The sequence below is a fragment of the Olsenella porci genome (assembly GCF_009695875.1).
Taxonomy (GTDB): domain Bacteria; phylum Actinomycetota; class Coriobacteriia; order Coriobacteriales; family Atopobiaceae; genus Olsenella_H; species Olsenella_H porci.
The window spans coordinates 110416-128471 of record NZ_VUNC01000006.1 but is presented as its reverse complement, the minus strand read 5'-3'; the positions used below and the strand labels follow the sequence as shown (position 1 = coordinate 128471).

The window sequence follows — 18056 nt, the reverse complement described above, 5'->3', positions numbered from 1 at the left end:
GGACACCTACCTAGCCAAGCTGGAAGTACAGGGCAAAGCCGAGCGTTGCGAACGCGGCGGAGACGATCCAGAAGCGAATGACGACCTTCGTCTCGCTCCAGCCCTTCTTCTCGAAGTGATGGTGGATGGGAGCCATGAGGAAGACCCTCTTGCCGGTCGCCTTGAAGCTCACCACCTGGATGATGACGGAGAGGGCCTCGATGATGAAGAGGCCACCCATGACGAGCGAGGTCACCTCGGTCTTGGTGAGGACGGCGAGGGCCGCGAAGGCGGCGCCCAGGGCGAGCGAGCCCGTGTCGCCCATGAAGATCGAGGCGGGATAGCAGTTGAACCAGAGGAAGCCGATGCAGGCACCGGCGATGGCAGCGGCGAAGACCGCGAGGTTCCTCTCGCCAAAGCTGAAGGCGACCATGGACATGGCCAGCATCACCACGAGGATGCAGCCGCCCGCGAGGCCGTCGAGGCCGTCCGTGAGGTTGACGGCGTTGGAGAGTCCCGCCATGAGGAGGAACACGAAGACCACGTAGAGCCAGGGGATCTGGATGGTCGCGCCGCCCACGTGAAGGGTGGAGGTGAGGACCCCGAGGTCGAGGAAGCCACCCCCGGGGAACTCGAGCGTGGGCTGGACGTGGCAGAGGTTGACCGCGCCAAGGCAGAACAGGACCGAAATCACGATGAGGCCGGCCATCTTCTGGGAGGGCGTGAGGCCGAGGGAGCGCCTGTGGGCGACGCTCTCGATGTCGTCGAGCAGGCCCAGCGAGCCCGTGGCGAGCGTTGCGAGCATGGCAAGCACCAGGCCGGGGGTCCACTTTGCCTGGATCAGGCAGGTCACGAACATCCCCAGGAGGATGATCACCCCGCCCATGGTGGGCGTGCCCTGCTTGACGAGGTGGCGCTGGGGACCGTCTGCCCTGACCTGCTGGCCAACCCCCTCGTGCCGCATCATCTTGATGAAGAACGGCATGATCGCGCCCGTGATGATGGCGGCGATGCCAATGGACAGGAAGATCTGGTACGTGGGGTAGCTCGGGTTTCCGAACATCTACTCCAGCACCCCCTTAACGAACTGGTCGAGGTTCACGGAACGGGAGGCCTTGACCAGCACGAGGTCGGTCGGCCTGAGAATCGGGGCGATGACCGAGAGCGCCTCCCCCACGTTGGGGAGAAGCTCGAGCCTGTCCTCGGAGAAGCCCATGGTGAGGGCCGCCTCGCGCATCTCTGAGGCGCCCTCGCCCCCCACGAGGACCAGGAGGTCGAGCGACTTGGCTGCGGCATAGGCGCCCACGTACCCGTGGAGGCGCGGCCCCTCCCCGCCAAGCTCGCCGATCTCGCCCAGCACGGCGACCCTTCGGCCCTCGCACGCCATTGAGCAGAGGACGTCGAGCGCCGCCGCCATGGAGCTTGGGCTCGCGTTGTACGAGTCGTCGATGAGCCGAGGCTTGCCGGGAGCCGTCACGACCTCCATGCGCATGTGCGTCTGGGGCATCGCGGCGATTGCCTCCGCCGCCTGGTGTCGGTCGACGCCCAGCCTGTCGGCGATGCCCATGGCAAGCAGGAAGTCCCAGACCACGTGACGCCCGGGAATGGGGAGGGTGACGCGCTCCTCCCAGCCATCGGCAAACGCGAGCGTGAGCGAGGGCAGGGACTCTGCGTCGAGCTCGATGTCGAGCGCCCTTGGGGAGCACCCCTCCGTGGTGCCGACGTAGGTCACGTCGACGCCGCGCGGCTTGGCGTACTCGCCCTCGATGAGGGGGGCGAAGTCGTTGTCCGCCGTCATCTCCAGGCAGGGGGAGACGCCGTTCTGCGGACGGTCGCTCGGTCCCATGGACGAGAGGATCTCTGCCTTGGCGCGCGCGATGTTCTCCCTGCTGCCGAGGAGGCCGATGTGGCTCGTGCCCACGTTGGTGACGAGCGCGACCGTGGGCCTTGCGACGGCGGAGAGACGCGTGAGCTCACCCTTGTGGTTCATGCCCATCTCGGCGACGAGCACCTGGTCGTCCTCCGAGGCGGAGAGCACGGTGAGCGGCAGCCCGATGAGATTGTTGAAGTTACCAGCCGTTGCATGCACCCGATAGCGCGTCGCAAGGGCCGCGGCGAGCATGTCCTTGGTCGTGGTCTTGCCCACGGACCCCGTGACTCCCACCACGACCCACTGGGGGTTCCGATCGCGCCACCAGGCGGCAATGCGGAGCATGAACTCCGTCGCGTCGTCGTCGGCGGCACGGAGCACGGCGCACCCGCGGGTCTTTGCGGCGGAGAGGACCTCCCCCGTGGGCTCCTCGGTCATCACGACGGCGGATGCGCCCGCGTCGATCGCGGCCGATGCGAACCTGTTCCCGTTGACCCTCTCGCCGGGGAAGCACACGAAGGTGTCCCCCTCCCCCACCTTTCTGGAGTCGGTCTGAACGGTGGAGGCGACGATGGACCCGTCACCAAGCTCGACGGAGGCACCGGTTGCCTCCGCCATGGCAGAAACGCTGATAGAGAACATCGATTCCTCTCCCACTTGGGCCTATGAGCTCGTGCCGGACGTGGGCTCCACGCCCAGGTCCGAAAGAGCAGCACTCATGATAGTCGAGAACAGGGGGGCGGCAGATGAGGTGGCCAGATATGGAGTTCCGTTGAGACCCACGTACACCAGGACCTTGGGGTCGTCCGCGTTGGCGAAGCCGATGAGCGAGCTCACGTAGCTGTTCTCTATGTAGGAGCCCGTCTCGCCCGCCTGCTCGCCCGTGCCGGTCTTGCCCGCCACGTCGTAGCCGTCGACCTGGGCGGCAGTCGCGGTGCCCTCCTGCACTACGGTCCGCATCATGTCGGTGACCTGGTCGGCGGTCTCCTTCGAGACCGAGGTGCCCGCGCTCTTCCACTCCACCGTCTCGCCCCCCTTCTTCACGAGGAAGTGGGGCGTGGTGAGCGTGCCGTCGTCCGCGATGGAGTCGACCGCCTTGACCATCTGCACCAGTGGGATGGCCAGCGACTGGCCAAACGACATGGCGCCCAGGCTCGCGTTGTCGTAGTGCTCGCGCGTCTTGACGATGCCGGCGACCTCGCCGGGGAAGTCGATTCCCGTCTTGGAGCCGATGCCAAACTTCTCGATACCGCTGGCAAAGGTGTCGGCACCTATCACCTGCTGGGCCACCAGGGCAGTTCCCGCGTTGGACGAGCGCCTGAGGATCTCTCGCACCGACATGTTCATCTCGTAGCTGCGATTGTCGTCGTCGCCGACCCAGTCGCTGCCCACCTGCACCTTGGCGGGGACGTCAAACGTGCTGTCGGGCGTGATGAGGCCGTTGTCGATGCCGATCGCCATGGTCAGCAGCTTGAAGATGGAGCCGGGCTCAAACGACGACGAGACGAGCTTGAGGCTGGTCGCCCCGTCCTCGATCGTGGAGGTGTCGGTGACGTCGAACATAGGGGTCGAGCAGGCCGCCAGGATCTCGCCCGTGGTGGGGTCGGTGACCATGACCGAGCCCGAGTCGGCGGAGTAGTCCTTGACGCCCTGGGTGATCGTCTCCTCCGCGACCTTCTGGATGTCGATGTCGAGCGAGATAACGATGTCCGTGCCATCCTTGGCATCCTTGGTCTGGGCGGTCTCCCCGGCAATGGGCGTCCCACCGCTGCCGGTCTCGAAGATCATCTCGCCGTCGGTGCCCTTGAGGATGTCGTTGTAGTAGAGCTCGAGGCCGGTGAGGCCGTCGCCGTCCGTGCCCACGATGCCCAGGACCTGGCTTCCCACCGAGCCGTACGGGTACACGCGCCGCACGTCGCTGAGGTAGTAGACCCCCGAGATGTTAGCCTTTGCGAGGTCCTCCTTCACCTGGTCGGCGACGGAGTTGTCCACTTTGCGCTTGAGGTAGGCGAAGGTGGTGTCCTGCGTGAGGATCGAGAGGAAGTCGCTCTCGTCACCACCGGTGTCCTCGGCGAGAATCTTGGCGGCCTCCTCGATGGAGCCCGCCTGGACCTCGTTGGGATTGCAGTAGATCGTGGTGCAGTCCTGGCTCATGGCGAGGACGTTGCCGTTGCGGTCGTAGATGGTTCCGCGCTTCGCCTGGATGGTGACGGTGTTGGTGCGCATGGCCTCGGCCTGCTTGCTAAGATTCGAGGCTTCGAACACCTGGAGGTAGACGAGCTTGCCCGCCACAATCGCCGCCAGGACGGCAACAAAGACCATGAGGAACTTGGCATTTGAGTCGAAGTCAGGACCGCCGCGGCGGAGCGACCGCATGCGGCGCCGCCGTGACGCCTCGTCGTAGGAGGCCTCGGGACTGGGATTCCTCCCGCGTCGGCTGTTGTCTTGTGTGCTTCTCACGAGAGAGAAGTCTACGACTCCGAGGCCGCGGCCTGAGTCTGCTGGGCGGATTGCGCATCATCTGCAGAAGCGGTCGTGGAGGACTGGTCCGAGCTCCCCAGGGTGATCGTGTCGGTGGAAGTGGGACGGACCATGCCGTAGTTCTCGGTTGCGATGAGGTCGATGCGAGACGAGCTGGAGAGCACCGAGTGCTCGATCTGGAGCTCGCCGTTGTCGTCCTCGGAGGTCGAGATCTTCTGCTCCAGGGCGGCGTTCTGCTGGAGGGTGGCGACCGTCGCGCTGGTCATGGCGACCCTGACGGCGCCAAGGGCGAGGAGCGCTGCCGTACAAACCATGAAGATCTCGAACCTGCGGAGGAACCGCCCCGAGACCCCCTGACGAGCCCGGGCATCCAGCCCGCCGCCCTCGACGACCTCGAAGGGGGCGTGACGCTCTACCTCCTGCGTACGCCTCTCGGCGGCGTCGAGGACACGTGCCTCGGACCCTGCGTACCTCATGGTTTGCCCCTCTTTGCTGAAGGCAGCCGGGCGAGCCCGGCTGCGTTGGTGGTGTGATGGTGGTTCGTTTGAGCTGCGTTGTGTTGCGTTGGTGGTGCTTGCTGCTGCGTTTGTTGGTTCGTTCGTTGCCTATGCACGCGGCCTCGCGGCCGGTTGTGCCTCCTTCTCCCCCTCGTGCGTGACGTCGAGCTTGACCGCCACGCGCAGGAGGGCGCTGCGCGACCGAGGGTTCCGTCGCACCTCTCCCTCGCTGGCCTTGAGGGGCCTCTTGGTCTTGACGCTGACTATCGGCACGTGACCGCACACGCACACCGGGAGGTCCGGGGGACATGTGCATCCCTGCGAGAGCTCCGAGAACACGTGCTTGACGATTCGGTCCTCCAGGGAGTGGTAGGAGATGACGCAGATCCTACCGCCCGTGTTTGCCCAGCGAACCGCTGCCCTAAGGCCCTGGTCCAGTACGTCCAGCTCGTGGTTCACCTCGATGCGCAGGGCCTGGAAGGTCTTGCGTGCGGGATGCCCCCCATGCCTCCTTCCGGCGGCTGGGATTGCCTCCTTCACGACGTCGACCAGCTGAAGCGTGGTCTCGATCGGCTCCTTCTCGCGCCGGCGGACGATGTGTCGGGCGATGGAGCTTGCGTACCTCTCGTCCCCATAGACGCGGAGTATCCGGGCGAGGTCGGCTTCGTTGTAGTGGTTTATGACCTCAGCTGCGGTTAGGGTGTTGTTGCCCGGATCCATGCGCATGTCGAGCGGGGCGTCCTCGTGGTACGAGAACCCCCTCTCGGGGATGTCGAGTTGCGGGGAGGAGACCCCCAGGTCGAAGAGGAAGCAGTCCACTCCGGGAACCTCGGCCTCGACGAGAAGGTCGTCGAGCGAGCCGAAGTTGCCCTTGAGGAAGCGGTGCTCCGCCCCGGGAACCTCGCGCGCGAAGCGCTCGGCCGCGGCGGAGAGGGCCATGTCGTCCTGGTCGATGCCAATCGACAGGCCGTCGGGCTGGATCCTCCTGGCCATCTCCACCGAGTGTCCGGCCCCACCGAGCGTGCAGTCGCAGACCACCTCGCCCGGCTGTGGGTCGAGGACGGAGAGGACCTCCTCGAGCATCACGGGTACGTGCCGATATTCTGCTGTCAAGACCCTCACCCCCTCCTGGCTAGTCGTCGAACATGAGGTCGTCGAGGCTCTCGATCTGCTCGTCCATCGCCTTGAACGCGGCGGCGGACCAGATCTCGAAGTGGTCGTCGTTGCCGATGACCGTGACCTCGCGCTCGATTCCCAGCTTCTGGAGCGCCTCTGCGCTGACCTTGCCCAGTGCGATCCGCCCCGCGGAGTCGACCTCCACCGTGACGGTGCGACGCATGAGCAGGCTGTGCAGCTGCACGTCCCTCCTGTTGCGGGGGTTGAGCCCCTGGGGGAAGAAGCTGGACACCCAAGCCTTGTGGCTCTCGGGGGTGAAGCCGTAGATCGCGTCGTCGAGGGGCACCAGGCAGACCGTGTCGCCCACCTGCTTGCGAAACGAGGCAGGAAGGGTCAGACGGGACTTGGCATCCAGATTGTGCTGGAAGGTGCCAGTAAGGTACATGTCCCCTCCTCCCCTTGGTGCAGGGAGTGTGCTCCCCCTCGAAAACGTGAGTCTAATAATAGGGCAAGTCCCCCACTTCGCAACACATCGTCCCACCCAACGGCAACTTTTCGTCCTGGGGGTCTGATAGGTTTCCAAGCGGCCCCACATCTCGTGGAAACACGCGTTCGCACCACAAGGGAGCGACCGCCCGCGCGCTAGGTTGAAAGGGGGATTGTGAAGGGTTGGTGAAGCCGCAGGTCAGAGTCATTTACGCAGGTAGATGGGCTTATTTCTCTCTTTCGCAGGAGTACCCACCCACCCTTTGGCGCCATTTGGGAAGCAGCGTGGGACGGCGGTGGGAGAGAATGTTGGACGGCGAGAATGGCTCCCTTCGGCTTGTGGGAGGGATTCCCACGCGGGGTGGAAGGGCGTCCCACCGTGAAGCTGCACCTGCTTAGTCATGCTAGCCCTCGTGTCGATTCCGGGCCGGGATGTTTAGCCGCGCTAGCGCTCGTGCGGGTTTTCGCCGAAAACCCGCACGAGGCCAGGCATCGCTAAGCAGACGGAACCCCAAACTCCACGAGGCCTAGCATCGCTAAGCAGGCGTGGGCCAAAACCGCATGAGGCAGGGAGGCGTTCAGCGTGCCTCCCGGGGACCAGCGTGGGATCGAGGTCTTCGCACGTCCCCCACCATATTCGAACCCCGATGCCAACTACCCATGCCGCAGCGAAAGCAGCTGCGGCACCCGCATGGGGCATGGGGCACACCCGGACCCTTCTTTTCCCGTGCCCCCACAGGTGCCCGATCCACCCCAGCCCGGTTGCTCGCCCGGTGAGATGCATGCCGTGCGCCAAGGAATGGGGCCGCCCCAGTCGGATTCCCCCCAAAGCACCTGGCGCGGTCCCTCTCCCCCACCAAATCGATGCCACCAGCCGTCCGCCAGCGCGGGGCGGGCTCGCACCGGTGGGAGGACGTCCCATCGAAAGACGGTACGAACGTCCGCCATGGAACTCCGTTGTCGTAGGGGTGGGAGACGCGACCATTCACTGTGGGACACGCGGACACCGCGGGAGACGAAAACGCCTTTGGTGGGGCGCGCGGACACCGCGGGAGACGCGCCCCCGCGCTACCCCAGCCTCGCGCGCGGATGGGCGGCCAGGTAGGTCATGCGCACGTGCGTGCGGTCGATGTGGGTGTAGAGCTGCGTGGTCGCGACGGAGGCGTGCCCCAGCAGCTCCTGCACCACGCGCAGGTCCATGCCACCCTCCAGGAGATGGGTGGCGTAACTGTGCCTCAGGGTGTGCGGGTGCAGGCCCTCTATCCCCACCATCTTCCCGTACCGCTCCACAAGGGAGTGAACCGCCTGCCGCGTGATGCGGGTCCCACGGGCGCTCGCGAACACCGCGGGACACGGTCGGCTCCCGTGCGCGCAGAGGACGGCCCGCCACTCTTCCACATAGAGCCGCAACGCCCGGAGCGCCGTACCCATGATGGGAACGATGCGCTCCTTTGAGCCCTTGCCCGTCACCCGCAGCATCTCGTCCTCAAACGAGACGTCGGCAAGGTCCAGCCCACAGAGCTCCGACACCCTGAGCCCGCACCCGTACAGGACCTCCAGGATCGCCTTGTCCCGGTGGAAGGCCGCGACGTTGGTGCGGTCGGGCTCCCCTCCCTTGCGGGGCTTGGGCTTTGGCTCCACGGCAAAGGGGACGTCGAGGAGACGGAACACGTCCTCGCGCGAGAGGACGTCGGGCAGGCGTTCTGGCTCCTTGGGGAGAGGGACGTCCGCCGTGGGGTGGTTCTCGCAGATCTGCTCCACCACCATGAACCGGTGGAAGCCCTTTATGGCCGAGACGGCGCGCTTGACCGAGGAGGGGGCGAGCCCGGACTCCTCAAGGGACTGGATGTGGTCGACCACGTCCTCCCTGGTCACACCCTCGGGCCGAGATATGCCGCGCGCGGCAAGAAACGCCAGGTAGCGTTTGATGTCGCGCGCGTACGAATCTATGGTGTTGTGCGAGTACCCCCGCTCGACCGCAAGGTAGCCGAGGTACTCCTGGCATGCACGGTCCAGGTCCATTGCCTGTGGCAGCTACTCCGCCACGCCGTGCTCGGGGACGACCTCCCCGCGGCCGACCCCCTCGTGGCCGGCGATGGCGGCACGCACGAACTCGCGGAACAGGGGCGCGGGCTTGGTGGGGCGACTCTTGAACTCGGGGTGAGCCTGCGTCGCCACAAACCAGGGGTGGTCGGACTCGCGTAGCTCGATCATCTCAACCAGGTGACCGTCGGGCGAGAGGCCGGAGAGGACCAGGCCCGCGTCGGTGAGCTGCTTGCGGTAGGCGTTGTTGAACTCGAAGCGGTGACGGTGACGCTCGTACACTAGCTCCTCGCCATATGCCTCGCGAGCAAGCGTGCCCTCAGCAAGCTTGCAGGGGTAGGCGCCCAGCCTCATGGTGCCGCCCTTGTCGGTGACGCCCTCCTGGTCCTTCATGAGGTCGATCACGGGGTACTTGCACTCGGCGTCGAACTCGGTGGAGGTTGCTCCCTCCATGCCGCAGACGTTGCGCGCAAACTCGCTCACCGCAACCTGCATGCCCAGGCAGATACCCAGGTAGGGAACCTTGTTGACGCGCGCACGATTGGCGGAGAGGACCTTGCCCTCGATGCCGCGGAGGCCAAATCCGCCAGGCACCAGGATGCCGTCCGCCCCGGCAAGAACCTCGTCCACGTTGTCGGGGGTGAGCTCCTCGCCGTCGATGAGGTCAATCTGCACGTGGCGGCCATAGTAGACGCCGGAGTGGTGCAGTGACTCGATGACGGAGAGGTACGCGTCGGGCAGCTGGGTGTACTTGCCCACGACCTTGATGGTGGTCACGTCCTCCTTGGCGTTGGCCTCGTGCATGTAGTCGGTGAACCTGTTCCACTCGCTCATGTCGCGCTTGTGGGGGTCAAGACCCAGCTTCTGGCACACCTTGAGGTCAAAGTCCTGGTTGGCCAGGTGCATCGGGACGTCGTAGATGGAGGGGCAGTCGGAATTCTCGAACACGCAATCCTCGTCCACGTCGCAGAAGTGGGCGATCTTAGCCCGGATGGAGGCGTCCACCTCGTGGTCACTGCGGCACACGATGAAGTCGGGCTGGATGCCCATGGAGCGGAGCTCCTTCACGGAGTGCTGCGTGGGCTTGGTCTTGACCTCGTGCGCGGCGGCGATGTAGGGAACCAGGCTCACGTGGATGACGAGGGTGTTGCCGTGGCCCTTCTCCTTGCGGAACTGGCGGATGGCCTCGACGAACGACTGGCCCTCGATGTCGCCGATGGTGCCGCCCAGCTCGGTGATGACCACGTCTGCGTCGGTCTGCTCCTCAACGCGGCGGAACTGCGCCTTGATGGCATCAGTGACGTGGGGGATCACCTGCACAGTGCCGCCCAGGAAGTCGCCCGCGCGCTCGCGCGAGATGAGCGACTGGTAGATCAGGCCCGTGGTGAAGTTGGAGGAGCTGGTGAGGTTCTCGTCGATGAAGCGCTCGTAGTGACCCAGGTCGAGGTCGGTCTCCTTGCCGTCCTCGGTGACAAACACCTCGCCGTGCTGGAAGGGGCTCATGGTGCCGGGGTCAACGTTGAGGTAGGGATCCGCCTTCTGCATCATGACCTTGTAGCCACGAGACTTGAGGAGGCGACCGAGCGAAGCTGCGGTAATGCCCTTGCCCAGTGAGGAGACGACGCCGCCGGTGACGAAGATGTGTTTGGTCATGAATGGACCCTTCCCGTATGAGTCGCTGACTGCTCTACGGGTCTTCATAATACCTCGGGCGAGACGTGCGCGGGGGCTTGCCATCGAGTCTCATAAAATGACGGCAAACCCCTCCCCGGCGTCAGGCATCCTCGGCAGCGGACTCGAGCATCTGCCTCGCGTGCGCCAGCGACTCCTCGCTCTGGTCGCCCGAGAGCATGCGCGCGACCTCGGCGACGCGCTCCTCTCCCCCAATCCGCCTGATGGTGGTCTGGGGAACCTCGCCCCCGCTCTTGCTCACCAGGTAATGCCGGTCCGCGACCACCGCCACCTGGGCAAGGTGCGTCACCACGATCACCTGGTGGGTCTTTGCCAGGCGCGCGAGGACCTGCGCGAGCGAGACGGCCGTTGCTCCGCCGACGCCGGCGTCGACCTCGTCGAACACGAGCGTCTCGGTGTGGTCGGCCTCGCCCAGCACCACCTTGCACGCAAGCATGACGCGACTGACCTCACCACCGGAGGCGATGCGGCGGAGCGGACGCGGCGAGAGTCCCGCGGCGGGGCGGTACATCAGCTCGACCGAGCTGGGACCCGACGAGGTCCACTGCGCGCGGGGAAGCCGGTGCTGGGCAATCCCGAGCGACGCGGTCCCCATCTGGAGAAACGCCATCTGCTCGGTCACAGCGTCCGCGAGCCTGGGCGCCGCCTCCGCCCTCGCCGCGTCAAGCTCGTCGGCACGCTGGGAGAGAAGCCCCTCGGCCTCGTCCAGCGCGGCCTTTGCCTTGGCAACGAGCCTGCCGCCGTCGCGCGAGCACTCCACGAGCTCCTGCGCCTTGGCCCTCCGCTCGAAGACGTCCTGCATGCGCGGGCCGTAGCTCCTGAGCAGGCCCTGGAGCTGCGCCATGCGCTCCTGCATCCGCCCCAGTGTGTCGGGGTCAAAGTCGAGCCCGTCCTGGTAGCGCCTCAGGTCGCCCGCAACGTCCTCGATGTCGATCAGGGCGCTCTCCAGCCGCTCGGCATAGCCTTCAAGGCGCTCGTCGTACGAGGCCGCGTCGCGCAGCCCCTCGACCATCGACGAGAGCGTGTCAGACACCCCGCCGTCGCCCACGACGCCCTCGTGGGCGTCCGCCGCGGCCCGCAGGAGCGTCTCGGCATGCTCCGCCGTGGGGAGGGTCTCCTCCAGGCGCTCGTACTCCCCCTCCTCGGGGCTCACCTCGTCGATGCGGCGCAGCACGAACGACGCCTCGTCCACGCGCTCGTCGCTGTCACGGCTCATCTCGCTCACGCGCTCGAGCTCGCGCTCCGCGGCACGCGCCGACGCGAGCGCCCGCGAGAATGCCTCGCGTGCCTCCGCAACCGAGTCGCCCGCCCAGGCGTCCAGCAGCTCCACGTGGGACTGAGGCTGGAGTAGCCGCTGGTGCTCGTGCTGGCCGCAGAGGTCGATGCTGGCCCCCACGCCCGAGGCGAGCTCGCGGACCGAGGCCATGCTGCCGTTGAGGTCCACGCGCCCGCGGCCCGTGGCCTCCACGCGCCTCCTCACGATGACTCCGTCGGGGTCCCCGCCACGCAGGAAGACGCGCCCCTCGACCTCCAGGGAGTCAGCCCCCTCGCGGACGGCAGAGGCGTCTGCCCTCTCGCCCATCAGCAGCTTCACGGCGGAGAGGAGGGCGGACTTACCCGTTCCCGTCTCGCCCGTGAGGACGGTCAGCCCGGGCGAGGGGTCGATGGTGGCTTCGTGGATGAGCGCGACGTCGCGCACGCGGAGCTCGTCGATCATCGGCCCTGCTCCCCGTAGAAGACGCGCGACACGGACTCGTAGAAGCTCTTGGCGCTCCTGTCGAGCAGGAGGATGTCCCCGGGACCGCGACGCACCCTCGCCCCCACGCACGTGCTGCCGGCGCAGATGGGCTGCCCGTCCGCAAAGAACAGGCGCTCCGCCTTGCGCTCGGGACTGATCTCTATCTCGACCACGTCGGACGAGGCGGTGAGGAACGCGCGTGCCCTGATGGAGTGCGGGGCGACGGGCACGCAGACCATGCCCGTGAACTCCGGCGTGACGATTGGGCCACCCGCTGCGAGGGCGTAGCCGGTCGAGCCCGTTGCGGTGGAGACCACAAAGCCGTCGCCGCGCAGGCGGTCCACGTGGTGCCCCGAGACCGAGACGTCGAACTCGATCATGTCGCCCCTCACGCCATGGGTGAGGGAGATGTCGTTGAGGGCGAAGCGCCTCTCGCTCCCCTCCGTGCCGTCAGGCCGCACGTAGTCGACCTCGACGTCCAGCGTGGCACGATGGGACACGTGCATCTCGCCGGCAAGCGCGTCGGAGACCGACGAGATGAGCTCATCCGGGCCACCACAGGTCAGAAACCCTAGATGCCCATACGAGAGCCCCATCACCGGGATCTCGGAGTACCCCACGATGCGGGCCGCGCGCAGCAGGGTGCCGTCGCCGCCCAGGGAGACCACGAGCCCCACGCCCTCGGTGTCGACCACCTTGTTGGGAAAGAGCTTCTTGTCGTGCGCCCAGTGCACCTCAACCCCCTGGCCCTCAAGCCAGTCCGAGAGCTGGTTGGCCCCCTCAACGGCATCCTGGCGCGAGTAGTTGGGCACAAGAAGGACCCTCATGCGACCACACCCCTACGGACTCGGTTCCCTGACGTCACCTGAGTCTAGCACGTGCGGAGAGGGGCGCGTCCACCCTGCGACGGCGAGGCAACCGCAACGGGGTCAGCACACGATGGCGCACCCGTCCCGGGCCACGAGCTCGAGGTCGCCCTGGTCGAGCGAGTCGCTCTCCCCCCGCACGCCAAGCAGGAGGAACTCGCGGTTGCCCTTGTGCCCGGTAATGGGACTGGGACAGCAGGCGCACGGGACCAGGCCACCGCAGGAGAACGCGTCGGAGACCCCGCGGAGGCTCTGGAGCCACAGGGCGGGATCCAAGACCACTCCGCCCTCCCCCACCTGGTCGCGACCGACCTCAAACTGGGGCTTCACGAGCGTGAGGAACGATCCAGCAGGCGAGAGGAGGCTCAGCACCGCAGGCAGCACCGTCTCGACCGACGTGAACGAGACGTCGCAGACGGCAAGCTGGATGGTGCCGTCGCGCCCCGTCCCAGGCAGGTCGACGACGTTGGTTCGCTCGAGCAGGGTCACCCGTGGGTCCTGCCTGAGAGACCAGTCGAACTGCGCGTACCCCACGTCCACCGAGAGGACACTTGCCGCCCCACGCTTGAGGAGGCAGTCCGTGAACCCGCCCGACGAGCATCCCACGTCGAGGCAGGCAAGGCCTGCCGGGTCAACGCCAAATGCGTCGAGCCCCCTCTCCAGCTTGAGGCCTCCGCGGCTGACGTAGGGGATGTGTCCCCTCACGTGAAGGGGTATGCCTGGCTTGACCTGCTCGCCGGGGGAAGTGAGCCTGCGATCCGAGGTCGAGACCTCGCCGGCGAGGACAGCACGGAGCGCATCCTCCCGACTGGAGAACAATCCCTGCGCCACGAGCTCCGCGTCGAGGCGCCTGCGCGCCATGCTAGGCCCCCTCGCCCGCCTGGGCAGAGTCCCCCTTGCCAGAGGACTTGCCCGAGACCTCGCGAAGCTTGTCCCTCTCCTCCGCGGAGAAGTCGGTGGAGTCGACGAGGTCGACTGCCTTGGAACCCAACGCTATGGCCTCGTCGAAGAGATCGAGCGAGCGCTCGAGCGACGTGTCCTTGTCGCGCACCTGGTCCACGATCTGGTCCAGGCGCCCCGTGATCTGGTCAAAGGTCTTGTAGGCAGAGGTGTCTGGCTTTGCCACGGACTACTCCAGACCCGCCTGGGCGTCGTCGGCCCCTGCGTCGCCTTCGGGAGCCACGTCCTCATCCGGAGAGGGCTCGTCCCTCTGGGGGACGTCGTCCCACGAGCCTGCCTGGTACTCCTCGAACCCGTCATCGGTCTGATCCACCTGGTTCGCGGGATGACGGCGTTCCTCCTCCGCGACGGCATCGGCGACGACGTCGTTGCCGGCCTCGATGTTGCTCGCGACCCTGCCAAGCAGGCCATTGACGAAGCGGGAGGACTCGTCGGTGCCATACGCCTTCGCAAGCTCCACCGACTCGTCGATGGTCACGGCAACGGCGACCTCGTCGACCTCGAGCATCTCGTAGAGCGCGACCCTAAGCAGATTGCGGTCGACCGCAGGCATGCGACGGAGGCTCCAGTTGGTCGACGTGGTGTCGATGATCGCGTCGAGCTCGTCCCTCATGCCGTCCGCACCGCGTGCGAGCCTCTCGCCAAACGGGTCGAGCGGACCGTCGCTGAGGCTGTACTCCCCGCCCTCAAGGACCTGGTCGACGGTGCGGTCGGTTGCCTCGGCCTGAAAGAGGAGTTGCAGCGCCTGGCTGCGGGCGTTGGTGCGAGGGCCAAAGTGAGTGTGCTGAGACAAGAGGACTACTCCTTGGGGAAGACGAGGCTGTCGATGCATACGTCCACGGCTGCGACGTCGACGCCCACCTGCTCGTTGATGGCAGAGGCAACGGCCTCGCGAACCGAGGCGGCAAGCTGAGTGAAGGGGTAGCCGTAGAAGACCGCCAGGTGGACGGTCACCTTGAGCTGCCCGTCCTCCACGCGGGACTCCACGGCGGCGTCAGACGAGACGGAGCGGCGGGTGAAGACCGAGACGAGGTTGGATGCGATGTCGTTGCCGCCCACGTGGGCAACGCCCTCGACCTTCTCCGCCGCGGCGGAGACGATGGCCGAGACGACGCTCTTGGATATTCCGATGCCAGAGATGAAGAGTTCGGGTTCTGCCATTGCGGTTTCCTTTCGAGACGGACGAGACGCGCTTCGCTGCTCGGCATTTTCTACTCAAGTATAGACGTAACCGGCGTCTCGGTCCGCCTCCCGAAAAACGACGGAAGCCCGGCGGCGTCTGCCGCTCGGGCTCCCCTGACATGCTGTGGATGCGCCTAGACGCGGGAGACGAACTTTCCGTCGCGGGTGTCGACCTTGATGACCTCGCCCTGGTTGAGATACATGGGAACCTGGATGGTGGCGCCGGTCTCGATCTCGGCGGGCTTGGTGCCTCCCTGGACGGTGTCGCCCTTGAAGCCGGGGTCGGTCTTGGTGATCTCGACCTCGATGAACATGGGCGGGTTCACGCCCAGCAGCTCGTCGTCGGCATACAGGAGGTTGCAGTTGTCGTTCTCCTTGAGCCACTTGGCGTTGTCGCCAATGAAGTCGGGAGAGACGGGAATCTGCTCGTAGGTATCGTTGTCCATGAAGTAGTACGCGGCGCCATCGTTGTAGAGGTACTGCATCTCGCGCGTAATGAGCTGCACGTTCTCGAACTTGGTGCCGGCGTTGCAGGTCTGGTCGATGGTGCGGCCGCTCTTGAGGTCCTTGATCTTGAAGCGCACGAAGGCACCGCCCTTGCCGGGCTTGACGTGCTGGAACTCCACGATGGTGTAGTACTTGCCGTTGATCTTGAGGCCCATGCCGTTCTTGAAATCGGCGGTGCTGATCGTTGCCACTTCGAACTCTCCTCTCACGCGCCACGCGGCGCGTGCCGCGGACATAAAGACGTAGAACCTTGCGTATTATAGGCGCGCGAGCAGCTCATTGCGAGGGGCCGCCATACCACTTCACGAAGGCAACAGCCAGGGGGCGGCTACTCTCCCCCGCCGTGAGCGCGATGGCCCGAGACCGCCTTGGGAATGGAGAGAATCCCCCTCTTCATCACTTCTATCGCGTTGGGGGAGCGCAGCATCTTCTCCTCGGGGAAGTGCTCCCTCACGGCACGGAGGGTCTTGATGTTGTCACGCGTCGAGAACTTGTAGGTGCCGTTCCTCTTGGTGAAGACAGCGAAGCGGGCGATCCTTCGGTTGAAGAGGACCTCGGCCGCGATGTGGTCGATCTCGCCCCACGGGATCTGGATGAAGTCGTTGGGGTTGCTCTCGTTGTAGTACTCGAGGGCGCAGTCGCCGACCATCATATTGCCCACGGAGGTGAGCCCCATTAATGACGTCGCCTTGATGGTGAGGTCCACGACGTGGTTCATGGATTGGACCATGGCATTTCTCCCTTTGCGGTCATGCGGAGGGGGCCGCACCCCACGCCGCCAGGCCTTGCGACCAGATTAGCGTAACGGGTGCGACCCCCTGGGTCCAGCCCTGCAAGAGGGGCTGCGATACCGTCTTTACATGAAGTTGAGGAGACGGCCGATGATGCCGATGGCGAAGAGGCCAAGGATGATGGCAATCGGCGAGACCTTCTTCTTGAGCAGGTGGCAGATGAGCAGGGTCAGGCCAACAGCCGCGAGACCCGGGATGAGGGAGTCGAGGTTTTGCTGAAGGGTGGTGACCTTGGTGTTGCTCAGAGCGAGCCCCTGATTGAAGTACTGGTCAAACGCGGACTGGACGCCCTTGTAGCCAGCGGGGAGCTTGTCCCAGTGGATGTAGGCGGCGGAGTCGAGCTTGACCGAGGAGACCACCGGGGTGAAGCTGATGGAGACCCAACGCTGGACCAGCGCGCCGATGATGAACATGCCGAGGATGGAAGCGCCCTCGGTCACCCTGCCGAGCAGGCCTCCGGAGAGGTCCTTGGAGATGTCCGTTCCGACCTTGTAGCCGAACTCCTGCGAGTACCACAGGAAGGCAATACGGATGATGTTCCAGGCGATGAAGAACAGGAGCGGGCCGACGATGCTACCGCTGAGGGCGAGTGACGCACCGAGGGCGCCGAGGATCGGTCGAACCGTGTACCAGAACACAGGATCGCCGACGCCGGCGAGAGGGCCCATCATGCCGACCTTGACGCCCTGGATCGCCTGGTCGTCGATGGGCGCACCGTTTGCGCGCTCCTCCTCCATCGCGAGGACAACGCCCATGACCGGTGCGGAGACGTACGGATGGGTGTTGTAGAACTCCAGGTGACGCTTGAGCGCAGCTGCCTGGTCCTCCTTATTGGGATAGAGCTTCTTGATGGCCGGGATCATTGCGTAGCACCAGCCGCCGTTCTGCATACGCTCGTAGTTCCACGAGCCCTGCAGGTACTGGTGACGGTTGCAGACGGCACGACGGTCAGCGACGGTCAGGTGGATGCCGTTGGTCTGGGCCTCAGCGTTCTTGATGTCTTCTGCCATGTCTATTCACTCCCCTTCCTACTCGTAGTCGTCCAGGATGTCACCGAGGGGATCGCCAGAGCCAGCGGCTCCGGCACCCTCCTTGGCAAGATCCTTGAGGCCAAGGTAGAGGATGGCCAGGCAGCCACCGATGAGGCCAAGGGCGATGAGCGTGAGCTCGCTCAGGGTTGCCAGGACGAAGCCGAGGACGAAGAACGGCCAGGTCTCCTTTGTGGCCATCATGTTGATGACCATGGCGTAGCCGACTGCGGCGACCATGCCGCCGCCGACGGTCATGCCGCCGGAGAGCCAGGCGGGCATCGCGTTCAGGACCGAGGTGACAGCAGCCGCGGGAATGAAGCACAGGGCGGCGGCGGGAATGGCGATACGTGCACCCTGCATGCAGATGGCACCGATCTGGAGTCGATCGATGGCCCCGAAGTCGGCCTTCTCCGCCGCGGCGTCCATTGCATGGACGATGGGGATGGCGAGCGTACGGCAGATCATGGTGAGGAACAGGCCTGCGACGGACAGCGCGGTTGCGGCGCCGATTGCCGTGTTGATGGCACCGGTGACGTCGGTGGTTCCGCCGTTAAGCGCCAGCATCAGGATGATGCCGGAGGCGACGGAGGCGAGCGCCGCGTCGGGCGCGACGGCTGCGCCGATGTTGGCCCAGCCCAGTGCCATGAGCTGCAGGCTGCCACCCAGGATGATGCCCTCGGTGGGGTGCCCGCAAACGAGCCCGATCAGCGTGCAGGCAACGATCGGCTGGTGGAACTCCCACTCGTCCAGGATGCCTTCCATACCTGCCAGGAATGCCACTATGACGACAAGCACGGTCGAAATAGGATTCATGAAC

The 18056-nt window shown here is 65.6% G+C and carries 18 protein-coding genes; all 18 read right to left on the bottom strand.

All coding sequences use genetic code 11. The features are described 5' to 3' along the window. Nucleotides 1-10: 10 nt before the first annotated feature. Nucleotides 11-1042: a phospho-N-acetylmuramoyl-pentapeptide-transferase gene (gene mraY, locus FYJ68_RS08200; protein WP_154435729.1), complete on the bottom strand. Its 1032-nt coding sequence runs from the start codon at nucleotides 1040-1042 to the stop codon at nucleotides 11-13. After that, a complete protein-coding gene (locus FYJ68_RS08195; protein WP_154435728.1) occupies nucleotides 1043-2491 on the bottom strand; it encodes a UDP-N-acetylmuramoyl-tripeptide--D-alanyl-D-alanine ligase in 1449 nt (482 codons plus the stop codon). A gap of 21 nt (nucleotides 2492-2512) precedes the next feature. Then, nucleotides 2513-4309, bottom strand: coding sequence for a peptidoglycan D,D-transpeptidase FtsI family protein (locus tag FYJ68_RS08190; RefSeq protein ID WP_326832284.1), 1797 nt, complete (start codon nucleotides 4307-4309; stop codon nucleotides 2513-2515). 11 nt (nucleotides 4310-4320) lie between these two features. Next, nucleotides 4321-4806 carry a cell division protein FtsL gene (locus FYJ68_RS08185; protein ID WP_154435727.1) on the bottom strand — a complete coding sequence of 162 codons (486 nt, stop codon included), beginning with the start codon at nucleotides 4804-4806 and terminating at the stop codon, nucleotides 4321-4323. A 129-nt stretch (nucleotides 4807-4935) separates the two neighbouring features. Further along, nucleotides 4936-5940, bottom strand: a complete 1005-nt coding sequence (rsmH, locus tag FYJ68_RS08180; RefSeq protein ID WP_154435726.1) for a 16S rRNA (cytosine(1402)-N(4))-methyltransferase RsmH — start codon at nucleotides 5938-5940, stop codon at nucleotides 4936-4938. A gap of 19 nt (nucleotides 5941-5959) precedes the next feature. Next, entirely contained in the window at nucleotides 5960-6388 is a 429-nt protein-coding gene (locus tag FYJ68_RS08175) for a division/cell wall cluster transcriptional repressor MraZ (protein WP_154435725.1), read from the bottom strand. A gap of 1109 nt (nucleotides 6389-7497) precedes the next feature. Then, on the bottom strand, nucleotides 7498-8451 hold the full coding sequence (gene xerA, locus FYJ68_RS08170; protein WP_154435724.1) for a site-specific tyrosine recombinase/integron integrase: 954 nt from the start codon (nucleotides 8449-8451) through the stop codon (nucleotides 7498-7500). Nucleotides 8452-8463: 12 nt separating this feature from the next. Further along, the gene (locus tag FYJ68_RS08165) at nucleotides 8464-10125 is read right to left on the bottom strand and encodes a CTP synthase (RefSeq protein WP_154435723.1); all 1662 of its coding nucleotides are present in this window, start codon (nucleotides 10123-10125) and stop codon (nucleotides 8464-8466) included. Nucleotides 10126-10246: 121 nt separating this feature from the next. Continuing rightward, the gene (gene recN / locus FYJ68_RS08160; RefSeq protein WP_154435722.1) at nucleotides 10247-11881 is read right to left on the bottom strand and encodes a DNA repair protein RecN; all 1635 of its coding nucleotides are present in this window, start codon (nucleotides 11879-11881) and stop codon (nucleotides 10247-10249) included. Continuing rightward, nucleotides 11878-12729, bottom strand: coding sequence for an NAD(+)/NADH kinase (locus FYJ68_RS08155; protein WP_154435721.1), 852 nt, complete (start codon nucleotides 12727-12729; stop codon nucleotides 11878-11880). Before FYJ68_RS08155 ends, recN begins: the two co-directional genes overlap by 4 nt. 102 nt (nucleotides 12730-12831) lie before the next feature. After that, nucleotides 12832-13629 (bottom strand): TlyA family RNA methyltransferase, encoded by a 798-nt coding sequence (locus tag FYJ68_RS08150; RefSeq protein ID WP_154435720.1) that lies wholly within the window; start codon nucleotides 13627-13629, stop codon nucleotides 12832-12834. A gap of 1 nt (nucleotide 13630) precedes the next feature. Next, the gene (locus FYJ68_RS08145; protein ID WP_326832283.1) at nucleotides 13631-13894 is read right to left on the bottom strand and encodes an exodeoxyribonuclease VII small subunit; all 264 of its coding nucleotides are present in this window, start codon (nucleotides 13892-13894) and stop codon (nucleotides 13631-13633) included. 3 nt (nucleotides 13895-13897) lie between these two features. Beyond that, nucleotides 13898-14521, bottom strand: a complete 624-nt coding sequence (gene nusB, locus FYJ68_RS08140) for a transcription antitermination factor NusB (RefSeq protein WP_229772136.1) — start codon at nucleotides 14519-14521, stop codon at nucleotides 13898-13900. Nucleotides 14522-14526: 5 nt separating this feature from the next. Beyond that, nucleotides 14527-14889 carry an Asp23/Gls24 family envelope stress response protein gene (locus FYJ68_RS08135; protein ID WP_154435718.1) on the bottom strand — a complete coding sequence of 121 codons (363 nt, stop codon included), beginning with the start codon at nucleotides 14887-14889 and terminating at the stop codon, nucleotides 14527-14529. A 155-nt stretch (nucleotides 14890-15044) separates the two neighbouring features. Then, nucleotides 15045-15608: an elongation factor P gene (gene efp / locus FYJ68_RS08130; RefSeq protein ID WP_326832282.1), complete on the bottom strand. Its 564-nt coding sequence runs from the start codon at nucleotides 15606-15608 to the stop codon at nucleotides 15045-15047. Between the two features lie 137 nt (nucleotides 15609-15745). Further along, nucleotides 15746-16147: a DUF956 family protein gene (locus FYJ68_RS08125; RefSeq protein ID WP_154435716.1), complete on the bottom strand. Its 402-nt coding sequence runs from the start codon at nucleotides 16145-16147 to the stop codon at nucleotides 15746-15748. A gap of 126 nt (nucleotides 16148-16273) precedes the next feature. After that, the gene (locus tag FYJ68_RS08120; RefSeq protein WP_154435715.1) at nucleotides 16274-17218 is read right to left on the bottom strand and encodes a PTS system mannose/fructose/sorbose family transporter subunit IID; all 945 of its coding nucleotides are present in this window, start codon (nucleotides 17216-17218) and stop codon (nucleotides 16274-16276) included. A gap of 18 nt (nucleotides 17219-17236) precedes the next feature. Beyond that, nucleotides 17237-18052: a PTS mannose/fructose/sorbose transporter subunit IIC gene (locus tag FYJ68_RS08115; RefSeq protein ID WP_154435714.1), complete on the bottom strand. Its 816-nt coding sequence runs from the start codon at nucleotides 18050-18052 to the stop codon at nucleotides 17237-17239. Nucleotides 18053-18056 lie beyond the last annotated feature (4 nt).

Bases quoted from the DNA above. Each gene is read 5' to 3' on its own strand.
- FYJ68_RS08155 (WP_154435721.1), bottom strand. From the start codon at position 12,729: ATGAGGGTCCTTCTTGTGCCCAACTACTCGCGCCAGGATGCCGTTGAG.
- recN (WP_154435722.1), bottom strand. From the start codon at position 11,881: ATGATCGACGAGCTCCGCGTGCGCGACGTCGCGCTCATCCACGAAGCC.
- mraY (WP_154435729.1), bottom strand. From the start codon at position 1,042: ATGTTCGGAAACCCGAGCTACCCCACGTACCAGATCTTCCTGTCCATT.
- FYJ68_RS08150 (WP_154435720.1), bottom strand. From the start codon at position 13,629: ATGGCGCGCAGGCGCCTCGACGCGGAGCTCGTGGCGCAGGGATTGTTC.
- FYJ68_RS08175 (WP_154435725.1), bottom strand. From the start codon at position 6,388: ATGTACCTTACTGGCACCTTCCAGCACAATCTGGATGCCAAGTCCCGT.
- FYJ68_RS08120 (WP_154435715.1), bottom strand. From the start codon at position 17,218: ATGGCAGAAGACATCAAGAACGCTGAGGCCCAGACCAACGGCATCCAC.
- FYJ68_RS08185 (WP_154435727.1), bottom strand. From the start codon at position 4,806: ATGAGGTACGCAGGGTCCGAGGCACGTGTCCTCGACGCCGCCGAGAGG.
- xerA (WP_154435724.1), bottom strand. From the start codon at position 8,451: ATGGACCTGGACCGTGCATGCCAGGAGTACCTCGGCTACCTTGCGGTC.
- FYJ68_RS08135 (WP_154435718.1), bottom strand. From the start codon at position 14,889: ATGGCAGAACCCGAACTCTTCATCTCTGGCATCGGAATATCCAAGAGC.
- FYJ68_RS08165 (WP_154435723.1), bottom strand. From the start codon at position 10,125: ATGACCAAACACATCTTCGTCACCGGCGGCGTCGTCTCCTCACTGGGC.
- FYJ68_RS08125 (WP_154435716.1), bottom strand. From the start codon at position 16,147: ATGGTCCAATCCATGAACCACGTCGTGGACCTCACCATCAAGGCGACG.
- FYJ68_RS08195 (WP_154435728.1), bottom strand. From the start codon at position 2,491: ATGTTCTCTATCAGCGTTTCTGCCATGGCGGAGGCAACCGGTGCCTCC.
- FYJ68_RS08115 (WP_154435714.1), bottom strand. From the start codon at position 18,052: ATGAATCCTATTTCGACCGTGCTTGTCGTCATAGTGGCATTCCTGGCA.